This is a genomic window from Enterococcus sp. DIV1368f, from assembly GCF_051712245.1.
Lineage (GTDB): Bacteria > Bacillota > Bacilli > Lactobacillales > Enterococcaceae > Enterococcus > Enterococcus faecalis.
On sequence record NZ_JBIOON010000001.1, the window covers coordinates 1227266 to 1246050 of the forward strand.

The following is an 18785-nucleotide window of genomic DNA, read 5'->3' on the forward strand; positions in this document are numbered from 1 at the left end:
ATAAAAATTCCAATTCCTCTTTTATTTATCATTTTTTGGTTGTTTACACGGTCTATACCAGTTATAATAGAAGAGGAGATGAACGAAGAGGAGGAAGCGTAAATGGTTCAAAATATACCAATTTATATTCAAATTCACGATAAAATCAAAGAAGATATTGAAAAAGGTGTCTGGAGTATCGGGGATCGTTTGCCCTCTGAGCGAGAATTAGCCTTGAAATTTGATGTTAGTCGAATGACCTTACGCCAAGCCATTCAGACTTTAGCAGACGAAGGGATTTTAGAACGAAAAATTGGTTCAGGAACGTATGTAGCACGTAAGAAAGTTCAAGAAACAATGACAGGTACCACTAGTTTTACAGAAATTACCTTGTCTCAAAATCGCGTTCCTTCTAGTCGGACGGTGTCTTATTTTGTAGCGAAACCTAGTTCTAGTGAGATGGAAAAATTACAACTAGGTCCAGAAGATTCAATTTTACGAATGGAAAGAATTCGTTTTGCGGATGACATTCCGATTTGTTTTGAGGTGGCGAGCATTCCTTATTCATTGGTCTCGCAATATGGCAAATCTGAAATCACGAACTCTTTTTATAAAACACTTGAAGCTAAATCTGGCCACAAAATTGGCCACTCTAACCAAACAATCTCTGCTGTTCAAGCATCGGAGCAGATTGCAGAATATTTAGAGATTAAACGAGGCGATGCGATTCTGCGCGTGCGCCAAGTATCCTATTTTGAAAACGGACTACCTTTTGAATATGTTCGTACGCAGTATGCAGGAAGTCGATTTGAGTTTTATTTAGAGAAGTAGAGAAATGATAAGTATGGAAAAATGCCGAGGAATAGGCTGAGGTAAGATATTTTAACCCCCAAAAGTTGTATCTGAAAAATACAATTTTTGGAGGTTATTTTTTATGAACTTATCAGGTAGAATTCAAATTAAAATTAGTGAAAGCATCTCAATTCAAATAAATATTGAATAGAGTAGCAAGTCTGAATACCAGAAAAGTGAGATGGTTTGTCCCGCTATAAATATTGTTAAAAATAAACTTATAATAGCTGCTAGTTTATTTGCTTCTGTTCTTTTTTTGGCTGTAGTTCGTTCTTGTCCATTTTTTACATTTCTTTTTTAAACTGTAATCTAATATAAGATATACCCGTTCAACGCTTTAATCAAATAGTTGCAAAATCAGCAGTTGTTTTGCAAATTGTTACATTGAAATTGTTAGTTATTACCAATCAATAATACTTATGATTGTCAAAGTTATTATATAGATATACTGAAAGAGAAATTTATTTTCTTTTTCAATAAAAAGTTTAGCGGAAGGAGTGATGCGGAATGAAAAAAATTAACGTACGTAAAGCCGATACAGTTGATGCAACAGCATGGTGGATTATTATCTAATTTGATAACCAAATAACGGTTAGACGAGATAGAAATATCTCGTCATTTTTTTAATAAGGAGTGAAAAAAATGAAGTATAAATATCCCAGAATAAAACCAATCTATCCATTATATCAATTAAATAAAGAGAGATTTAGAGTTGGGGCCCAATTAGGAATCACTATTGAATTTGATGATGATGAAGGTCAATTTTGGACATTATCTAATTTACTCGATGGAGTTAGATCGTTTGATGAAGTTGTCACAGAAATGAAGAGGAAATATCCGGAATTAACAGTAAAAGATATCGAAGAAGGGATAGATTTTTTAAATGATGAAGGTCTAATCGAGGAGACGTTTCCTGGTAGAATGATTGAAGATAGATACTTAGCTAATGTGAATTACTTTAGTAGGTACTGTAAAGCTGATGATGATAGATTTGAAATACAGGAAAAGATAAATAACTTGAAAATACTATTATTAGGTCTTGGTGGAGGAGGATCAAATATTCTAACGTTACTAGCGGGTCTTGGCCCCAAGATGATCAGAATGGTGGACTATGACCGAGTTGAAGCAAGTAATTTAGGTCGTCAATTACTATATAGAGAAGCAGATATTGGTGAGAAGAAAACTGTAGTTGCTAAAAGAGCCATTAATGAAATGAACTCAAATATTAACGTTGAAACTGTAGATAAAAAAATAATAGATGTGAATGATGTTGTTGAATTGACAGAAGGAATAGATATCATTGTTTGCGCTATTGATGAACCCCCTTTCCTTATACATAGAATTGTGAATGAAGCTATTGTAAAAGTTGGTTTGCCGTGCGTGTTTGGTGCCTCACAAGTTAGCCGAGGAAGAGTATACACTGTAATACCCCAGGAAACAGGATGCTTTGATTGCATGAATTTGAACTTCAGTAAAAATGACCCTAAATTTGTTGAACAATTTGTAGGTTTTAGAAATATTCAATTTGCTCCCCCATCCATAGCTTATGGTCCTGGTATCTTTCAATTAACGGCATCAATTGTAGATGAGTTAATAAGAGTGGTAACAAGATATGCTGAGCCCAAAAGTTTGGGAACGCAATATGAAATTAACTATGAGGACGGAAACTCGTTCATGCATAAAACTTGGCCAAGGTTTGAGAGTGAATGTCCAACTTGTGGTAAAGGAGATGTCTCCCAATGGGAAATATTTCAATATTATCAAGAGAAGAAATAGGCCGAGACTATACCGAAGCTCGTACGTTAAAACGTAAGCTAAACAATGGCGATTGGGTTTATGTATCAGAAGAAAATCAACTATTAGTGTTGAGTGATGAAGTGGCGAGACAAATTAATTCATCCGAACTAATCGAAGAAGAGGTACTTAATGAATTAGTTGAAAATAAAATTATGATAAAAAAAGCCGATCAGAGAGATGATTATAAGCCGCTATTTGTCGTCGAGCCTAAGAATATCTTATTTAAAAGCTCCTCTTTCCTGATTGATGTTAACGGTATTGTTGCGTTTACGATTAGCATATTTTTATTCATAATCGAGGGATCTCCTTTTGGAAGTGCAGTAAATGTTTTGTTTACAAATCCTTTAAAATTTCTTCTAATTGCTATTCTTGTCTCAATCGTATCTACAACTTTTCATGAATTTATGCACATTATATTTTCAAGGAATTCAAGGAAAATCAATTTAAACATAGTTAAAGCCGTTGCTACGATACCTATGACTCATGTATGGACGTGGAGTAGGTTTGGTAGAATCACGGCGATCACCTCTGGAATGTCGTCGGACGCAATATTCTTGTTAGTTTTTTTGATTATGAATAATAAAAGTGTTGGAGTTAATTCTATTGCGGCATCAATACTTATAACAAGGATATTGTGGCAATTTATCATTATACAAAAAACAGATATTAACATTTTGATTTCTTTTGTGGTTGATAATCCTTTCTACTTTGAAGAGGTCGCAATTATGAAATTAATCATTATTAAAGTAATAAGCATAAGTGTGCTAGCAATGATAATTTGGTTATGGTTCCAACCTGTTATCAATCAATTTAATTAAGTCTAAATATAGGAGGTTTGCTTTGAATCAACAGTTAGAATTACATTCGCTAAGTAAAAAGTACAAGAAATCAGAGAGCTATGCAAATGATAATATAAATTTGCGCTTTAATAAAGGTGAAATAACTGCCATAGCTGGACATAACGGCGCTGGTAAAACAACAATGTTGAATCAGATTATAGGTATAACGAAATCAACAAAGGGTTCTATAACATTTAATGGTATATCATTTGCGAGAGATAGTAAAATTGCAAGAGAATATGTTTCTATGATGCCTCAACTACATGCTCCCTTGGCAGGTATAACGATGGCTCAATCTGTCGAGTCAATAATAAGAATAAGAGGAGGCAGTCAGAAAATAGCTGAAGAAGAGTGTATTAAAATTTTAAAAGAATTACAAATAGATGGATGGAAAGATATACCAGGACAGAAACTTTCAGGCGGACTTAGAAGGCTAACTTCATTTGCAATGGCCGTTGTATATCCTTCTCCAATAATAGTCCTTGACGAACCTACTAATGATGTGGATCCTATTAGACGGCAAAAAATATGGAGATATCTGAAAGAATTATCTAATAAGGGGCATATAATCATCGTGGTCACACACAATATTTTAGAAGTTGAAAAATATGCTGATAGATATATTTTAATGAATCATGGAAAGGTTCTTGAGGATAAGAACTTAAAAAAACAGTCTATAAAAATAAACGATCGAAATTATATGACTGTTAACTTTCTTAATCTAAGTGATTTGAAGAGTGTAATAGTACCGAGTGCAATTCAGACTAACATAAACGATGAGGAATTAATGATAGAAATGGAATTAGAGAACAGTCAAGTGTTAGAAGCAGTTGACTGGGTCATGAAATTAGTAATAGAAAGAAAAGTCCAAAATTATAAAGTTTCCCCAAAATCCTTAAATGAAACCTATGGAGAGTTAATAGATGAAAATGATAAAAAATTATAGAAGAAAATCAATGATTAAGGAATTATTTGCTTTAGTAGGGTGGAGTTTATTAAGACATAAATACTTATTGCCTGTTTTTACATTAACTCAAGTATTTCTATCATTAGCAATTGTCTACGGGTTAGCACTTCTAATACCAGATGTGAATAATCAGACAGCTATCTATCTGTCATCTGGAGCAACTACTCTTGGGATTATTGCGGTAGGGTGCGTTCTTGCTGCTCAAATAGTAAGTACAGCAAAACAGGAGGGCATTGTGGACTATCAAAGGACATTGCCAGTTTCTCGGTTGAACATATTAATTTCCGACTTTATAATTTGGGGAATGGCCTCACTACCTGGGGTGTTTATGTCATTTTTAGCGGCATATTTAAGATTCGATGTCCAAATTAGATTCTCAATAAAGGCCCTAGCTATTCTTAGTCTAATTCAATTATGTATGATCTCTATAGGTTTTGCTTTGGCATATTGGTTAACACCCAATGTAGTAGGATTAGCAACTCAGATAATTATGATAGGTGGACTTTTATTCTCGCCTATTACTTATCCAACAGATAGATTGCCTTCTGCTTTAGTGAACTTTTTTGAATTTTTACCATTTGTTCCATCGAGTAATTTGATAAGATCACTGTTTTATGAACAAAATGCTGTTAATGTTTCTAATATTATTATAGTTTATTTTTGGTTCGTGTTAACTACATTACTTTCACTTATTTCGTTGTCAAGAAGGGACTGAATTGCAAAGTGCAAACAATAAAGATAGATAATTTATATAAAAAAGTAAGTGATACATTCAATTTAAAGGTTGATCAATTAGATTTAGAAGTAGGGAAAATTTATGGATTAGTTGGTCCGAATGGTGCAGGTAAGACAACTTTGATGAAATGTCTATGCAGTTTGCTTAGACCTGATAGCGGAATACTTAAAATAGACAATCTACAAGTAGAAATAGCAGACCCTAAAATATTATTGCAGGTGGGTACTAACTTTGTTAACTCAGATAGTTTAAATGGATTTATGCTTGAAGATATATACAATGACCATGCTTTTTATTACAAGTTAAAAAATTTGTTAATGATAGAGACTCTATTAATGGATGTTGGTTTAAATGTAAATAAAAAAAGAAAGTTTAATACGATGTCTTTAGGAATGAAACAAAGGTTTTTGCTAGGTCTTGCTACAGCTCACAACCCTTCATTAGTATTATTAGATGAGCCATTTAACGGTTTAGATCCTGATGGTGCAGAGTTATTTATAGAGAATGTTAAGACCTTGTCCGAAAATAGAGTGTTGATAATTAGTAGTCATATATTGAGAGATATGGAAACATTTCTTGATGACGTTATATTTATAGAGAAAGGCAATGTACAAAAACCAAAATCAATGGTTGAGATTCGAGAAGAGTATAGAGAGGGGTTGAAAGAGTATTATGATGAACAAAAGAGAAAACATGATTAGTGACTCAAAATTGAATGTTTATAGATATGAATTAGATAAAATTAAAAATGTTTGGTTTAAAGTTTTCTTAATTACACTGGTAATCCAAATGTTATTTTTTATGTTTTTCTCATTTGTGGGAATATTTGATGAAAGTGCTGATACGATCTCGTCATTTCAAGGAATTATAGCATTATCGAACACTGTTTCTATGTGCGGCATATCAATTTATGGAGCTGTATTACTAAGGAAAGAGCTTGTACGATTTTATGTTGGCAATCATCGGAATAGAACGTTTCTTTTTCCGATTGATCGAAAAGAGCTTCTCGTAAAAAAAACAAGTTCTTTTTACGTGATAATCTTATCTAGCTTTGGAAGTGCGCTTCTTATTTCATTTGTGACTGAGGTTTTGCTTAACTTAATTTTGAAGTTTCATAGTTCAAATTTATTTTTTGAAATTTACCTTGGTCTTATTACCATAGTTACAAGTTGTAGTCTACTATTCGTAATTTTGATATTGTCAGAAATAATTTCAATTTGGAAACAATCGGAAATTGCTTCAATAATAACGTCAGTGGTACTAATGCTAATATATTCGAATTTTTCTGCTATGGGTCTTATGAATTTTCCAACTATAACATTCCTATTTTCAACGATTATGGGATTGACGCTTGCTTGGTTATTTTTGAAATTTTCTGATAAATTATGCGACATGGAAGTATACTAAAAAATGCGGTGATTTACTTGATTAGTTATCACCGCATTTGTTTCCTTTGTATACATTAAATATAACTATAGTTACAAAATATCTACGTTCTTTCGTCCAGTGACGTTGAATACCACCTAATTGTTGTAAGAGATCACCAATGTTTTTCATTCCTAAACCTTTATCTTTTCTATGTTTTCTTGTAAAAATCTCTTCAGAATTATAGTTATTCGATACTTCAATAAATAAATCATTATTGACTTGCTTGATAATTATATTGACATATCTGTCAATCGGTTTGATTCTCTTCGATGCTTGTATGGCGTTATCAATTATATTTCCAATTACAATAGTTAGAACGTCATTATTAATTTTTATATTTTTAGAGACAAATATCTGATGATCAACATTAATTTGATTCTTTCTTGCTTCAGCAAGCTTTTCATTCAATAGGTAGTTTAATACTCCATCGGCAGCATAAGTTTTTGTTGGTGGTTCTAAAATATCAAAACTACTCTTAATATAATCGATAGCTTCATTAACTTCTTCATTTTCGATAAGTCCGAGGATTGTTAAGTATTGATTCTTCAAATCATGTTTTAATTTTAAAACGTTAGTTCTGTTTCTCTTTATTTCATTTAAAATTCTATACTCCACTTCGATATTTTTTTTTCTCAAAGTAAGATCATATTGATTTTTTTGATATTCTATAGTGATTTTATAAAGAAAAATTACACAGATGTTTAAAAATATGACACTAATCGTAATAGTAATCTCAGAAATTTTGTCATTGTTGTTTCCTATTAAAAGCCCAAATAAAATGATTATTGATAGTATGGGAATAGGTAATAAAATCACAATAAATGATAAGTTTGTCGATAATTCAGACTTTGCTTCCTTAACTATTGAAAATTTAAGTATGACTATCCAGGCTACCCCAATCAAAGTTGTAATTGTTATTGAAGTTATGAAAAAAGTAGGGCTACCATAGGATGTTAATTCTGCATTTAAAATTATTTTCGTAAAGTGTAACGACAATACTTCACAGATTAAATTTATTGATATAAGTGTCATTGTCCATACGGCCGAGTCGAGATAAGGGACCGAGTGTAGCATAGCAATAGTGTAAGTTAAAATGAAACTTAGTAATAAGTTAAGATACGGTAAATAAATGTTCGGTATGTAAACATTGGATAATATAATCGTAACCATGGCTGATATGATTATAACAATCCAGATGACATTATAAAATTCCCTATGATTTTTAATAGCTGTTGACCAATTAGAAAAAAAATAAGAGATAAGAAATAAATAAACTAACAAACTTAGGCTTCGTAATGTTATATCAAGCATTATATCTTTCCTCTCATGGACATAACTATACTTTTATGAGCGGCGGCTTTGAAGCGCCTACTTATTGGTATTTCAATACATTTTTCTTTAGAATCCATTAATAGGAAATTTTTTCCTAACTCTTTTATATAAGCGTAATTTATTATGAAAGAAGAGTGGACTTGCACAAAATTCGTATCAAGTTGTTCGTTTATCTGATTCGTTGACATATAGGGTTTGTAGATTTCTCCAACTGTATGAATCAATACTTGTCTTTTATCTTTTTCGAAATAAATGATATCTTTGGTTGGTATTTTATAAGTAACTTTGTTACTAGAAAATACAAAGTAATTTCTTTTTTTTTCTAGCTGTTGTCTCAGTTTTTCCAAAACTTGGTGCAACCGATCTTTCGTAGGCGGTTTCAATAAATAATCAAAAGTTTGTACTTGGAAGACTTCTTCCATGTATTCTTTGTAACTCGTCAAAAAAACGATAGGTGATAAAATATCACGTTCTCGGATTTTTTTTGCCAAGTCTATTCCGCTCATTTCACTCATTTCTATATCTAAAATAAAAAAGTCAAAATTTTCTTGTTCAAGTTGATTGACTAACTTGATAGGATTGTAGTAGGTATAGGTTTCAAATATATTTGGGTTATAATTAAATAGCATCGTGTTTATTTTTTCGGTTAACGTTGGATTGTCATCACAAATAGCAACTTTCAACAATAAAACCTCCTTTTTTTCATTCTATATATATTATGAATTAAATTATCTTTAAAAACAATCATTTTTTGTTAGCACAACTGATAAACCGACATAAGTAATCTGGATAAAAATATCAAAAATTTAGGTTACTGACAAACATTTAATTAGTATTTAAAAAATAATTTTGAAAATTAAATGAACGACGAAAACGTCAGTTCGAGTGCTATCAATTTTTTTAATCTACATATGATTAAAACTTGATGCTATAATGCTAGTAGTAAGGTTAATGTATGCCATCGCGGTAATTGAGAAGAGTAGAAGTGTTTCTGGTGTTAGGTATGTCGGCTGTGTATGGACTGATTTTCCTTTGAAGTTGGATAATAAGCACGCGGATAATCGAAAATACTATATTTTTTCTGGTGAACAGATGGATTAGTGAAGATTGATGCTGAACAGTCAATTGTTTTAAAAAAAGTGATTTTCAAATGGTGATAAAAGTATATTTAAAGGAACTCGAATTTTCAGAAAGTAGCTTCAAACTTAGTTTGAAAGAATAGCTTTCGGCTATAAAAAAAGTTAAAAGGAGCCTGCCATGTTACAGAAATATATAGAAATTTTAACAAGAGACGAGGCCATCTTTCGTAAAAAGCCAGATGGAACAGAAGTAAATTATTTTCTATTTCCAGAGTTTGAAATACATATAAATAGCTTGCCAGGAAAAACTGTGCAAGGTTGGCATAAACATCACGAAATCGAAGAAGTTTTACTTGTGCAGTCGGGAAAAGTGAAAGTAGAAGAGGTAGAAAATCAGCAAATTGTTTCAAGAATTTGTGCAGAAGGAGAACTTATTCGGATGCATAATAGTCTTCATCGGATTAGTAATCCTGATACGTTATCTGCATCATTCACTGTATTTCGTTTTGTTCCACAAGGGCAAAACCAACAGGAATGCTAAAAAAATGATAAAGAAGAATTCTCTGATGCGACAGTACAATGGCTTCTAAAAAATAAATGATTCGTGGTGATCGTTATTTTTAAACTTTTCTTTTCCCCCTCCTAGAAAACACAAAACCGTGGTACAATAACTTACGTAATAGACACGCCTACTCCGAATGTCAAAAAAGGGCAGAAAAGTAGACAAGAAATTGTTTAAGGAGTAAAGTAAACTTACTTAAAATTTTGGGGGAAATAAAATGTATGATGTAATTATCATTGGTGCCGGTCCTGCTGGGATGACGGCAGCACTTTATGCATCACGGTCCAATCTTTCTGTATTGATGATTGAACGCGGTGCGCCTGGTGGGCAAATGAACAACACTGCTGAGGTAGAGAATTACCCAGGCTTTGATTCTATTATGGGTCCAGAATTGGCCTATAAAATGTATGAAAATGTAGAGAAATTTGGTACGGAAAATGCGTATGGCATTGTGATGGGCATTGAAGACCACGGATCTTATAAAGAAGTGATTTGTGATGACAAATCTTATGAAACTAAAGCGGTAATTATTGCAACAGGCTGTGAACACCGAAAATTGGGTGTAAAAGGCGAAGAAGAATTTGCTGGCCGTGGTGTTTCTTATTGTGCTGTTTGTGACGGTGCCTTCTTTAAAAATAAACGCTTAGTAGTTGTTGGTGGCGGCGATTCTGCAGTTGAAGAAGCAATCTATTTAACACAATTTGCTTCTGAAGTAGTGATTGTTCACCGTCGTGATGAATTGCGTGCGCAAAAAATCATTCAAGATCGTGCCTTTGCAAATGAAAAGATTTCCTTTGTTTGGGATACAGTTGTCGAAGAAATTGTTGGCAATGAAATGGTCGTGACAGGTGTGAAAGCACGGAATGTCAAAACAGATGAAGTTTCTGAAATTGAAGCAAACGGCGTGTTCATTTACGTGGGGCTAGATCCATTAACAGAACCATTTAAAAAAGCTGGTATTACGAATGAGGCTGGTTGGATTGAAACAGACCAAGAGATGAGAACAAAAATTCCTGGTGTTTATGCCATTGGTGATGTCCGTGAAAAAACATTGCGTCAAATCACGACAGCGGTCGGTGAAGGCGGTATTGCTGGACAACAAGTATTTAACTATATTGAAGAATTAAAATAAAAAAATGCTTTTGCCTTTAATAATAAGGGCAAAAGCATTTTTTTAATAGGTTCCTTTAATGACAAAATAAGAGCCACGAATGGTTCCAGCTAATTTTGATTTTTGACGAGCAAATTTGAATTTTCCTTCAAATTCTGCAGGGATTGCCATACCATCTGAAAGTTTAAACCCAACGGCGCGTTTGCCTTCCTCAGCTAATGTGTACATCACGTTAACTGCTAAGCCGTTTTCATAAAATACATAGGCCATTTTTATGCCATCTAAAGTGAAAGAAGAAATTTCAAGTGGCTTGTAAGGGAAATGTAATTCTCGTTCTAATAAAATTTTTTCAATCCAGGCCAATGTTTCTGGAGCTTCAGAGGCAGGGACGGTCGTAAAGCGATGTTTGTATTTATTCCAAAAATAGCGAGCTTCATTCGCTCTTAGTCCAGCCAGAGCAGGTGCCACTGGTGAACTTTCTAAACCAATAGTGGATACTTCTTTAAAATCAACTGTATAAACCATGATTTGATACTCCCATCTTTTCTTTTAAACTAAGTATAACGGTAGCAGGGGTAACGAACAATTATTATTACTTAAAAGAATGAAATTGGGACAGAACGATTGGCTTCGGAAAATGTTAAGCTTTCCGAAAGCGTAGGTTCTGTCCCGAAGAGTATTTTAAGATTTGGTTATTTCGTGATAAGTTATATGCTTGTACTTATTTATTGGCATCTAAGGTAACTTTTTCATCTGCTGTAGTCGTTTTAACATCTACTGTATAAACAAGTTTATTGTTATTTTTGGTTAACTTCCAAGTCAAAATACGTGGAGAAAGTCCTCCAACTTCTTTTTTTGCTTTGGCTAAGACGTCGTTAACAGCGCCTAATTCTTTGACTTCAGCAGCTGAAAAGGCTGTCTCGTTTTCGCCAAGTTGATTTGCTTCAGTATTTTTGGTGACTTTTCCTGTTTCAGGATTCACGTAAAGTGTTTCTGTATCGTTGGTAAAGATATAGCTGTAGTCACTTTCTGGTTTTGTATCAAATTGGACATTTACTAATGGTTTGCTGTTGCCGGCTTCTTTTTCGTAGATTTCAGCAGCTTGCTGCAAACTAACTTTGTACTTTGTATCCGTGACGGCATCTTTTCCTATACCACAACTAGCTAAAATAAAAATAGCTCCTAAAAGTGAAAAAAATAGTAAAAATGGTTTTTTTAACATGAAATTACCTCGTTTCCTTTTATTAAGTATTCACAATCATTTAGTATACGGAGGTTTTATAAGAAATACAAATAAAAAACAATCCTTTAAGAGAAATTAAAGGATTGCTTTTTGTTATTTATTCTGCACGTAAAGCAACTGCCGCATCTTTTTTGGCTGCCATTCGGGCAGGAATATGGCCACCAATCATGGTTAAGATTGTGCTAATTACAATCAAAATAATCCCGTGAATTGGATTTAAGGTGGCAACATTTTCTAAATCAGTCAGGTTATAGAGTACTGCGTTGATTGGAAATGTTGCGAGAAAGGCAATCACAACACCAAGAATGCCAGAGGCAACGCCTAAAATAGCAGTTTCGGCATCAAACACCCGGGTAATATCTTTTTTACGAGCTCCTAACGCTTTCAGGATACCGATTTCTTTGGTCCGCTCAATGACAGAAGTATAGGTGATGATTCCAATCATAATCATACTTGTAACAAGGGAAATCCCAGCAAATGCAATCAGCACATAGGTGATGGCATCCATTAAACCACCTGTTAAGCGGGTCATTGTTCCAGCTAAATCAGAATAGATGATTTGGTCTTTTTTATCTTTTCCTTTGTTATAAGCATCTAAATAATCAAGAATTTTATCTTTTGATTTGAAGTCGTTTGGATAAATCATAATACTTGAAGGGATTTCATTCGCTCCTAAATAAGACAACAGGTTTTCTTTCGCGGAAGCATCTAATGTTTCGTTAGTCATAACGTTAGTGTTGCTGGCTTCTTGCGCTTTAACAATATCAGAGGTTTTGTTTTTGGCAATCATATTAGTTGAAAGTGCATCGCTATAAGCAATTCCAGGTGCTAATAGATTCATTGTTGAAGAATCTTTAATTCGCAAAATCCCTGAAATTGTTAATTCAGTATTTTCTGGGTTATCGTAAACAGCTTGCAAATCTTGGTTAGGAATGAAGTTGCCTGTCGGTAATTTGGTGTAAAATGCATTATTATTGGCTAATTTCATTTTTGTGCCAACAATGTCTGAAAAGGCAATCTTTTGATTATCTTTCACATCAAAGCCAAGATTTTTTAAGGCATTAATATTGGTGGTATTGTTACTATCGACGATTAAAACGACATCGGTTTCTTTTTCTGGATAATTTCCTTCAAGCAACGAGTAATTGTCTTTTAAGAAATTGTTTTTTCCATTTTCTAGTTGTTTAGGAAAAGCAGAAACGCCGACGCCAGTTTGGGCAGCCATCATGGAAGCCATCGCGTTTGATTGACCATCAGGTGCATCGTTTGAAAATTTGACAGCTTGTGCTTTCCCGTTGATTTCTCTTAATAAGTTCATATTGACTAGACGAGTATAGCCGATATTATTACTTAATTCAGGATCAATGTGATTGACATAGTCAATAAATTTTTGATCAATTAAATTCGTGTGTTGCGCACGGTCCGCATCGCTAATTTTAGCAGTCACTTCTTTTTCTTTCGGGAAGGTGCCTTTTTTGTCCTGATTATTGAAACTTTCTGGATCTTGATCTGTCGCTATTTTAGAAATGGTAATCGGAAATTGCGCTAACGTTTCCGACTGAGTTTTATCAATTTGTTTCTGGAATCCTGTTGAAAGAGAAAGGACAATCGCGATACTGATAATTCCGATACTTGAAGCAAAGGCGGTTAAAAAAGTTCGCCCTTTTTTAGTGCGGATATTATTAAAAGATAAACGCAGCGCAGTCGTGAATTTCATTTTGGTGCGTTTCAATTCGAAAGGTTCTTTTTTTTCATGTTCAATATGAGGACGCGAGTCATGCCGAATTTGGCCATCTGAAAATTCAATAATTCGATCAGCGTATTCATGAGCTAATTCAGGATTGTGGGTCACCATAATGACTAATTTTTCTTTCGAAAGTTCTTGGATAAGTGCCATAATTTGCAGACTGGTTTCTGAATCCAATGCACCAGTTGGTTCATCACAAAGTAAAATATCGGGATCATTAGCTAAAGCGCGAGCAATGGCAACCCGTTGCATTTGACCGCCAGATAATTGGGAAGGTTTTTTATGGATATGGTCCTTCAAACCGACACGGATGAGTGCATCTTCGGCTTTTTGGCGTCTTTCTGCTTTTGAAATACCACTCAGTGTCATACCAAGCTCGACATTATCCAAAATCCCTTGATGACTAATTAAGTTGTAACTTTGAAAAATAAAACCAATTGAGTTATTCCGATAAGCATCCCAGTCGGCTTCTTTAAAATTTTTTGTTGATTTGCCGTTAATGATTAAGTCACCAGAATCGTAATTGTCCAATCCGCCAATCACATTCAACATCGTCGTTTTACCAGAGCCGCTGGGACCCAGAATGGCTACAAATTCTTGTTTTCGAAAAGCGACAGAGACGCCATCTAAAGCTTTAGTGGTCGTTCCGCCGACAGTATAATATTTTTTTATCTCTTTGAGTTCTAGCATATTTTTCGCATCCTTCTTCCAATTTATCAACAACACAACCTTAAGTTAGTGTATAACGTAACATAATAGTTAACAAAAATCAATCATTACCATTTGATAATCAAGTGAATTTAGTATACACTAGGTGGGAAACGAGGGAGAACATATGGATAAAGAGAAGCATTCATCAAATTTAGATATTAGTGTCTTTACTGAAATTTTTTCATATATGAGCCAATTGCTTTTTAAAGACCTAGACTTGGAGGATCTAAAATTAACAAAGTTAGACATGTTAATTTTATTAATTGTGGCAACGAATGAAGGAATTAGTATGACGGAGTTAGCCAACCAAGTAGGAACGTCGAAAGTTCAAGTGAGTCGCTCTATTGCGGGGTTAGAAGAACGAGCGATTGTTCAACGTCGCCATAATCAAGAAAATCGCCGCGTGGTTAATGTTTATACGACAAAAGAAGGCGAGAAGCTCTTTAAGCAAAAAGAAAATCAAGTAAAACAGCAACTATCTGAAACGCTTAGTGTTCTTTCCTTAGAGGATTATCAAGAGGTCAATCAACACTTTTTGGCGGTCATGAAAATTTTGTCCAATTATCAAGCGCTACGAAGAAAAACGTGTAAGGAAAACAACGCCAAAAAATAAAAAACATCGTTTGGCTATAAACCAAACGATGTTTTTTTCTAGCCTTTGACAGAGCCGGAAGTCACGCCTTCTACATAGAAACGTTGCATTAATATAAATAAAATAGTAATTGGAATGGCAATTAGCACACATCCTGCTGTAAAAGCCATGAATAGTGAATTGGCTGTTGATTTGGTCATCATCGAAAAGAGACCAATCGCAACGGTGTAATTTTCAACTTTATCACCCATAATAACTTTTGCGAAAATAAAATCCATCCAAGGGCCCATGAAGGCGGTTAAAGAAGTATAGACAATAATTGGTTTCGACAATGGCAACGTAATTTTTGTGAAAATTTGCCACTTGTTGGCACCGTCAATCATAGCCGATTCGTCTAAAGCCATCGGAATGGTGTCGAAGAACCCTTTGGCGATGTAAAAACCTAGCGCCGAGCCTGCAGAGTAAACCAGAATTAAAGCGAATAAACTTTCAGTTAAATTTAAGGCTTTTAAAATATAGTAAACGGCAATCATACTCATAAAACCAGGGAACATATTTAAAACGAGCGCCACTTTTAAAAATGGTTTTCTTAAGCGGAAACGCAACCGTGACAGCGCATAAGCCATTGCGATTGTAATAAAAGTTGATAACAGACAGCTTGCGATGGAAACGAACAAGGTGTTCAAAAACCAACGGACAAAGGGGAAGTTGCCAGTCTGATTTGTTAATAATACTTTATAGTTTTCTAAAGTGAATGTTTTGGGAATGATATAGGGAACAAATGCACCGCCTTCGCCACGAAAACTTGTTAAGATAATCCACACAATGGGGAACATCCAAAAAACTGCTAAAATGGTTAGAATGATGTAAACGCTGGTAAGTGCAGTGCGTTGTTTTTTCTGGTAACTTTTTGCTTTAGCCATAAGTTACGCCTCCTTAAATGAATTCGTCCGTGTATAGGCAATTAAACTGAAGACTGCGGAGAGAATGAAGATTAAAATACCAATCACAGAGGCTAAATTGTAATCCATTGTATCGACAGTCAATTTGTATAACCAGGTAACTAAAAGGTCAGTTGAGCCTGCACCGTAGAAGTTAGAATTGGCTGGCCCACCACCTGTTAATAGATAAATGACATTGAAGTTATTGATGTTGCCAATAAACTGTTGAATCAGCGCCGGGGTCATCACAAATAGAATTTGTGGAAACGTAATACTTTTAAAAATTTGCCATTTATTGGCACCGTCAATTCTAGCTGCTTCGATTTGATCTTCAGGAAGGTTTTGGATAATCCCTGTAGAGATTAACATCGTAGCAGGAATACCAATCCACATATTGACAACAATAATGGTTAATTTTGCCCAATTCGGATCTGTTAAGAAGGGGATAGAAGAATCGATTAAGCCCCAATTTAACAACAGAGCATTGATAGGTCCAGAACCATTTAAGAGGTTTCGCATAATTAAAAGTGAAACAAACGGAGGTACGGCCATCGTGATAACAAAAATAGTCCGCCAAAACGCTTTATATTTTAAGCCTTTTGTATTGATAAGCAAGGCTAAAATGATTCCAAAAAAGAAACAAGTTGCGGTTGCGAAAACAGCCCAAATCAAGGTCCAGCCAAGTACTGGAAAGAACGTTGAAGCCATATCGCCTGTGATTACATTACCTAGATTTGCCAATCCAACCCAAGTAAAAAGGTTTTTCGGTGGCAGATGGTTATGGTCGTAGTTGGTAAAGGCAATTGAAATCATATATAACAACGGCAAGATGGTAAAGAAAAGAACGCCTAGTAAGGGGATCGTCATTAAAGTTGCATGGAAACGTTCGTTTAACAAGCTACGTAAATCATCCATAGTTGTTGGAATTTTTTTGCCGGCTGTCTTTAATTCATATAGGTGACGGGCGCTTTTTAAATTGATTACATATAAAATGATTAGCGATAAACAGACTAAAATTGCTGCAATTCCGAATAATAATAAGAGCATTGAATTATCGCCTTCTTTTAGAACTTCAATCCCTAAAGAATCATCATATACTAATCCTTGCTGTTGGGTCCCTAGTGTTCCTAGCATCATTAATGCGTGGAAACCATTACGGATTAACCAATAGATAAAGCCAATTTCAGCTGTTAAAAAGATGATTCCCTTTAACCACTGCTTGTTGGCGAAGTTTGCAGCACCCATAACTAAAAAAGATAGTTTTGTAGCGAAGTCGCCTTTTTTAAAGACCTCTCGAAATGACGTCTGGGCTTTCTTTTTCTTGAACATCTTCGTTCACTCACTTTCTACTTAAATAAAAAAGATAGAGGAAATGGGACAGCAGATTGAAGCTCGTCCCATTTCTTTACTCTTTTTATTCTTTTGCTTCTTTTGATGTGTCTTGGACTAATTTATCTAATTTTGCTTGATAATCCGCAGGTTTGATATTGCCTTTGTACGTATCATTGATCACTGCATCCATCGCAGGCCAGAATGAAACGATTTCTGGGATTTTTGGCATTACCACAGAGTGGGTTGGTTGCGCCATTTCTAAGATAGCTTTTGCAACAGTATCTTGTGTAATTTCTTCGTTTGTTTGTAATTTTTTGTTTGAAGGGACAAAGCCGATTTCTTTGAAGTAAGTCATTTGTGCTTTTTCACTGGTTAAATAGTTTGCTAATGTCATTGCGGCCAATGGTGCTTGTGTTTGTTGGTTGACAGCAAAACTACGAACGCCCAAGAAAGCTTTCATTTGTTTTTCTCCATTGCCAAAATCAATGGTTGGATAGGCAGCAGCCCCCATTTTGTCGCCAAGAGCTTTTTCTACATCGTTTTTAGACCAAGGACCAGAAAGGAAGGCATCCGTTTTGCCAGAACCTAGATTAGACAATGCTTCTGTATTTGATTGGATCACACCAGGATTATTTTTTTGATCGGCAATCCATTGTAATACCTCAATGCCTTGTTGATTATTAAAGTTGGTACCTTTTGGATCTTCGCCATTTTCACCATATAAGTAATCGCCGTTACTCATAAATAGAGGACCGAAGATATAATTTGCGCCATCTTCGCCAAAATTGGTACCGATTTTGCCTTTTTCAGTTAAAGACTTCCAAGTTTTGATTTCCTCTGGAGAATACGTATCTTTGTTATAATAAAGAACTTGTGACTCTACGGCATAAGGGTAGGCATAGACTTTGTCTTTCCAAGTGACTCCTGCGACTGCCGAGTCGATATTGTTTTCTTTGACTTCTTTTTCATATTTTGTGTTAGGGTAAATCAGACCAGCTTCTGCCATTTGACCAATTTGATCATGTGGCATCATGAAAACATCTGCGGCAGCTTTAGGATCTTTTGCAATGTCTTTTTTAGCATCTGCCGAATTTCCAGCAGTTAAGTTAACTTTAATATCGGGGTTTTCTTTTTCAAAATCGGCGACAACTTTTTTAAAGACGCCCATATATTCAGTATCAACCCATAATTTTACGTCACCAGCTGCTTTATTTGCTGAACCGCTTTCATTTTCAGCTTTCGTTTTTTCTGCGCCACCACAGGCAGTAAGTAAAACCGCGGAAGCACTTAAAAGGATACCGCCCATTAAAATCTTTTTCCAATTCGCTTTCATTTTTGAACCCTCCAAAAATTATTTTTTACAAGTCTTATTATGCAACCGATTGCGGAAATAATCAAGTGTTTTTCATCGAGAAAGTTAAAAAAGTTTTTTTGTTATAAATAACATACTGTTTATTTAAAGTGGTGTATACCACTAATTGAGCATTTTAAATAAAAAAATAAAAAAAGGTATACAAATGCAATCGTTTGCGCTAAA

Annotated in this window: 18 protein-coding genes; 10 read left to right on the forward strand and 8 right to left on the reverse strand. The window is 34.5% G+C overall.

Annotated elements, in window-relative coordinates:
- The first annotated feature begins 102 nt into the window (after positions 1 to 102).
- The 7 genes from IGL07_RS06260 (at position 103) to IGL07_RS06290 (ending at position 6577) form a co-directional block, all read left to right on the forward strand.
- Positions 103 to 810, forward strand: a complete 708-nt coding sequence (locus IGL07_RS06260) for a GntR family transcriptional regulator (protein WP_002357800.1) — start codon at positions 103 to 105, stop codon at positions 808 to 810.
- 663 nt (positions 811 to 1473) lie between these two features.
- Entirely contained in the window at positions 1474 to 2607 is a 1134-nt protein-coding gene (locus IGL07_RS06265; protein ID WP_010817233.1) for a ThiF family adenylyltransferase, read from the forward strand.
- On the forward strand, positions 2571 to 3446 hold the full coding sequence (locus tag IGL07_RS06270) for a hypothetical protein (RefSeq protein ID WP_010817234.1): 876 nt from the start codon (positions 2571 to 2573) through the stop codon (positions 3444 to 3446). The genes IGL07_RS06265 and IGL07_RS06270 overlap by 37 nt, the downstream gene beginning before the upstream one ends.
- A gap of 22 nt (positions 3447 to 3468) precedes the next feature.
- Positions 3469 to 4413 carry an ABC transporter ATP-binding protein gene (locus IGL07_RS06275; RefSeq protein WP_002377674.1) on the forward strand — a complete coding sequence of 315 codons (945 nt, stop codon included), beginning with the start codon at positions 3469 to 3471 and terminating at the stop codon, positions 4411 to 4413.
- Positions 4391 to 5149, forward strand: a complete 759-nt coding sequence (locus IGL07_RS06280; protein ID WP_438747273.1) for an ABC transporter permease — start codon at positions 4391 to 4393, stop codon at positions 5147 to 5149. Before IGL07_RS06275 ends, IGL07_RS06280 begins: the two co-directional genes overlap by 23 nt.
- Before the next feature lie 8 nt (positions 5150 to 5157).
- Positions 5158 to 5871 (forward strand): ATP-binding cassette domain-containing protein, encoded by a 714-nt coding sequence (locus IGL07_RS06285; RefSeq protein WP_010817236.1) that lies wholly within the window; start codon positions 5158 to 5160, stop codon positions 5869 to 5871.
- Positions 5843 to 6577 carry a hypothetical protein gene (locus tag IGL07_RS06290; protein WP_025187318.1) on the forward strand — a complete coding sequence of 245 codons (735 nt, stop codon included), beginning with the start codon at positions 5843 to 5845 and terminating at the stop codon, positions 6575 to 6577. Before IGL07_RS06285 ends, IGL07_RS06290 begins: the two co-directional genes overlap by 29 nt.
- 21 nt (positions 6578 to 6598) lie before the next feature.
- Here IGL07_RS06290 and IGL07_RS06295 read toward each other — a convergent pair whose 3' ends face one another.
- On the reverse strand, positions 6599 to 7630 hold the full coding sequence (locus IGL07_RS06295) for a sensor histidine kinase (RefSeq protein ID WP_224785632.1): 1032 nt from the start codon (positions 7628 to 7630) through the stop codon (positions 6599 to 6601).
- A gap of 278 nt (positions 7631 to 7908) precedes the next feature.
- A complete protein-coding gene (locus IGL07_RS06300; RefSeq protein ID WP_010817239.1) occupies positions 7909 to 8613 on the reverse strand; it encodes a LytR/AlgR family response regulator transcription factor in 705 nt (234 codons plus the stop codon).
- A 574-nt stretch (positions 8614 to 9187) separates the two neighbouring features.
- Between IGL07_RS06300 and IGL07_RS06305 the strand changes: the two genes are divergently transcribed.
- Both IGL07_RS06305 and trxB read left to right on the forward strand, forming a co-directional pair.
- Positions 9188 to 9550 carry a cupin domain-containing protein gene (locus IGL07_RS06305; protein ID WP_002377665.1) on the forward strand — a complete coding sequence of 121 codons (363 nt, stop codon included), beginning with the start codon at positions 9188 to 9190 and terminating at the stop codon, positions 9548 to 9550.
- A 238-nt stretch (positions 9551 to 9788) separates the two neighbouring features.
- Positions 9789 to 10703, forward strand: coding sequence for a thioredoxin-disulfide reductase (trxB, locus tag IGL07_RS06310; RefSeq protein WP_010817240.1), 915 nt, complete (start codon positions 9789 to 9791; stop codon positions 10701 to 10703).
- Positions 10704 to 10745: 42 nt separating this feature from the next.
- Here trxB and IGL07_RS06315 read toward each other — a convergent pair whose 3' ends face one another.
- The 3 genes from IGL07_RS06315 to IGL07_RS06325 all read right to left on the reverse strand — a co-directional run bounded on the left by IGL07_RS06315 (position 10746) and on the right by IGL07_RS06325 (position 14362).
- Complete coding sequence (locus tag IGL07_RS06315; protein ID WP_010817241.1) at positions 10746 to 11207, reverse strand: hypothetical protein; 462 nt, start codon at positions 11205 to 11207, stop codon at positions 10746 to 10748.
- 196 nt (positions 11208 to 11403) lie between these two features.
- Positions 11404 to 11904 (reverse strand): plasmid sex pheromone cAM373 precursor, encoded by a 501-nt coding sequence (gene camE / locus IGL07_RS06320; RefSeq protein ID WP_002395110.1) that lies wholly within the window; start codon positions 11902 to 11904, stop codon positions 11404 to 11406.
- Between the two features lie 118 nt (positions 11905 to 12022).
- Complete coding sequence (locus tag IGL07_RS06325; RefSeq protein WP_002360456.1) at positions 12023 to 14362, reverse strand: ABC transporter ATP-binding protein/permease; 2340 nt, start codon at positions 14360 to 14362, stop codon at positions 12023 to 12025.
- Positions 14363 to 14486: 124 nt separating this feature from the next.
- Here IGL07_RS06325 and IGL07_RS06330 point away from each other — a divergent pair, with 124 nt between their 5' ends.
- On the forward strand, positions 14487 to 14996 hold the full coding sequence (locus IGL07_RS06330) for a MarR family winged helix-turn-helix transcriptional regulator (protein WP_002365578.1): 510 nt from the start codon (positions 14487 to 14489) through the stop codon (positions 14994 to 14996).
- A 38-nt stretch (positions 14997 to 15034) separates the two neighbouring features.
- On the opposite strand, the gene IGL07_RS06335 is transcribed toward IGL07_RS06330, so the two are convergent.
- From IGL07_RS06335 to IGL07_RS06345, 3 genes are all read right to left on the reverse strand, one after another.
- The gene (locus tag IGL07_RS06335) at positions 15035 to 15898 is read right to left on the reverse strand and encodes a sugar ABC transporter permease (RefSeq protein ID WP_002360454.1); all 864 of its coding nucleotides are present in this window, start codon (positions 15896 to 15898) and stop codon (positions 15035 to 15037) included.
- Between the two features lie 3 nt (positions 15899 to 15901).
- Entirely contained in the window at positions 15902 to 17245 is a 1344-nt protein-coding gene (locus IGL07_RS06340) for a carbohydrate ABC transporter permease (protein ID WP_002357775.1), read from the reverse strand.
- A gap of 85 nt (positions 17246 to 17330) precedes the next feature.
- Positions 17331 to 18581: an extracellular solute-binding protein gene (locus IGL07_RS06345; RefSeq protein WP_002382263.1), complete on the reverse strand. Its 1251-nt coding sequence runs from the start codon at positions 18579 to 18581 to the stop codon at positions 17331 to 17333.
- Between the last annotated feature and the right edge of the window lie 204 nt (positions 18582 to 18785).

What these genes read in the sequence shown, in the direction of transcription:
- IGL07_RS06260 (WP_002357800.1), top strand. Translation starts at nt 103, where the DNA reads ATGGTTCAAAATATACCAATTTATATTCAAATTCACGATAAAATCAAA.
- IGL07_RS06270 (WP_010817234.1), top strand. Translation starts at nt 2,571, where the DNA reads ATGGGAAATATTTCAATATTATCAAGAGAAGAAATAGGCCGAGACTAT.
- IGL07_RS06325 (WP_002360456.1), bottom strand. Translation starts at nt 14,362, where the DNA reads ATGCTAGAACTCAAAGAGATAAAAAAATATTATACTGTCGGCGGAACG.
- IGL07_RS06315 (WP_010817241.1), bottom strand. Translation starts at nt 11,207, where the DNA reads ATGGTTTATACAGTTGATTTTAAAGAAGTATCCACTATTGGTTTAGAA.
- IGL07_RS06280 (WP_438747273.1), top strand. Translation starts at nt 4,391, where the DNA reads ATGAAAATGATAAAAAATTATAGAAGAAAATCAATGATTAAGGAATTA.
- IGL07_RS06340 (WP_002357775.1), bottom strand. Translation starts at nt 17,245, where the DNA reads ATGTTCAAGAAAAAGAAAGCCCAGACGTCATTTCGAGAGGTCTTTAAA.
- IGL07_RS06290 (WP_025187318.1), top strand. Translation starts at nt 5,843, where the DNA reads ATGATGAACAAAAGAGAAAACATGATTAGTGACTCAAAATTGAATGTT.
- IGL07_RS06335 (WP_002360454.1), bottom strand. Translation starts at nt 15,898, where the DNA reads ATGGCTAAAGCAAAAAGTTACCAGAAAAAACAACGCACTGCACTTACC.
- IGL07_RS06305 (WP_002377665.1), top strand. Translation starts at nt 9,188, where the DNA reads ATGTTACAGAAATATATAGAAATTTTAACAAGAGACGAGGCCATCTTT.
- camE (WP_002395110.1), bottom strand. Translation starts at nt 11,904, where the DNA reads ATGTTAAAAAAACCATTTTTACTATTTTTTTCACTTTTAGGAGCTATT.
- IGL07_RS06295 (WP_224785632.1), bottom strand. Translation starts at nt 7,630, where the DNA reads ATGACACTTATATCAATAAATTTAATCTGTGAAGTATTGTCGTTACAC.
- trxB (WP_010817240.1), top strand. Translation starts at nt 9,789, where the DNA reads ATGTATGATGTAATTATCATTGGTGCCGGTCCTGCTGGGATGACGGCA.
- IGL07_RS06265 (WP_010817233.1), top strand. Translation starts at nt 1,474, where the DNA reads ATGAAGTATAAATATCCCAGAATAAAACCAATCTATCCATTATATCAA.
- IGL07_RS06345 (WP_002382263.1), bottom strand. Translation starts at nt 18,581, where the DNA reads ATGAAAGCGAATTGGAAAAAGATTTTAATGGGCGGTATCCTTTTAAGT.